The sequence below is a fragment of the Allomuricauda sp. MMSF_3307 genome (assembly GCF_030733585.1).
GTDB lineage: Bacteria > Bacteroidota > Bacteroidia > Flavobacteriales > Flavobacteriaceae > Flagellimonas.
In genome coordinates this window covers 1-1699 of sequence record NZ_JASHIQ010000009.1, presented here as the reverse complement: position 1 = coordinate 1699, position 1699 = coordinate 1, and the positions used below count along the sequence as shown (strand labels likewise).

At 60.7% G+C, this 1699-nt stretch carries 1 pseudogene; it reads left to right on the top strand.

Annotated features, from left to right (window positions below):
• Positions 1-1699: pseudogene (locus RBB12_RS16090) on the top strand (hypothetical protein); the annotation flags it as partial.

Genomic DNA, 1699 nt, shown 5'->3' with positions numbered 1-1699 from the left:
ACGCCCAACTGCTCCGCCGAGAACTCCTTTACCGTCACCATAAACGACACCCCCGCGGTGGACGACCCCGCTGATGTGACCGCCTGTGATTCCTATACACTGCCCGCACTGACCGACGGGGACTACTTCGATGCCCCCAACGGTGGGGGCAACGCGCTCTCCGCAGGGGACGTGATCACATCGACACAGACCATATACGTCTACGCAGAGACCGGCACTACGCCCAACTGCTCCGCCGAGAACTCCTTTACCGTCACCATAACCCCTCCCCCCATTGTGGACGCAGGCTCCGACGAGGAGGTATGCGAGGGGGATACTCACGATTTTTCAGCTTCCGGTGTCCCGCCAAGCGCATCGAACACAAGTGCGCTGCTCTGGCAGACCGCAGGGGACGGAACCTTCAGTGACCCGAACATCCTGTTGCCCGTATACACGCCCGGTGCGAACGACATCGCCAACGGCTCCGTAGTACTGACACTGAGGGGCGCCGGCAACGGAAGCTGCGGCCCCGTGAACGACTCCATGGAACTGACCATAACCCCCGCACCTGTTGTGGGCGCCGGCTCCGACGAGGAGATATGCCAGGGGGATACGCACGACCTGTCGAACTCCGGAACCGTGCCCACCGAAAGCGGCACAAGCTCCCTGATATGGAGCAGTGCGGGAGACGGCAGCTTTGACGACGCCACCATGTTGGCACCTACATATACCCCTGGCGTGAACGACATCGCCAACGGCAGTGTGGTGCTTACCCTAACGGGATCGGGCAACGGAAGCTGCGGCCCCGTGAACGACTCCATGACACTGACCATAACGCCCGCGCCCGTTGTGGGCGCCGGCTCCGACGAGGAGATATGCCAGGGGGATACGCACGATTTTTCAGCTTCCGGTGTCCCGCCAAGCGCATCGAACACAAGTGCGCTGCTCTGGCAGACCGCAGGGGACGGAACCTTCAGTGACCCGAACATCCTGTTGCCCGTATACACACCCGGTGCGAACGACATCGCCAACGGCTCCGTAGTACTGACACTGAGGGGCGCCGGAAACGGAAGCTGCGGCCCCGTGAACGACTCCATGACACTGACCATAAACGATAGACCGACCATTGGCGTGAGTCTCTTTTCCGACCCGACCAGCTGTTCCGGAAACGATGGCTCCATAACATTAATATTCACAAATGTCCCCAATGGCAACTACGACATTGTCCATGACACAGGCATTTTCAATGCCGTACCGGTCAACGCCGGCAGTGCGGTAGTCAATGGGCTCACAGCGGGCAACTATGACAACCTGAGGATAACCGTAAACGGGTGCACCTCCACCGAAGACCCCGACGTGACCCTGACAGACCCGGGAGCACCCATCGCCAATGCAGGATCCGATGGTGACGTCTGCGGAATAGGGGTGGGCAACCCATTCGCCACCAACGCCGTTGCTGCTGTGGGAACGGGCACATGGACCAACGAGACGCCCCTTGTGGGCACCGCCACCTTTGCCGACCCCAATGACGAGACCACCAACGTTACCGTGGACGCGTACGGTACCTATACGTTCCGGTGGACCGACGTCAACGGTACATGTTCAGGGTTCGACGAGATAACCGTCACTTTTGACCAGCAGCCCGAGGCCGGAACGCCCACGGACCTCGCCATCTGTGAAGGGGACGCCACAGCCTACGACCTCTCCGCACAGCTCGCCG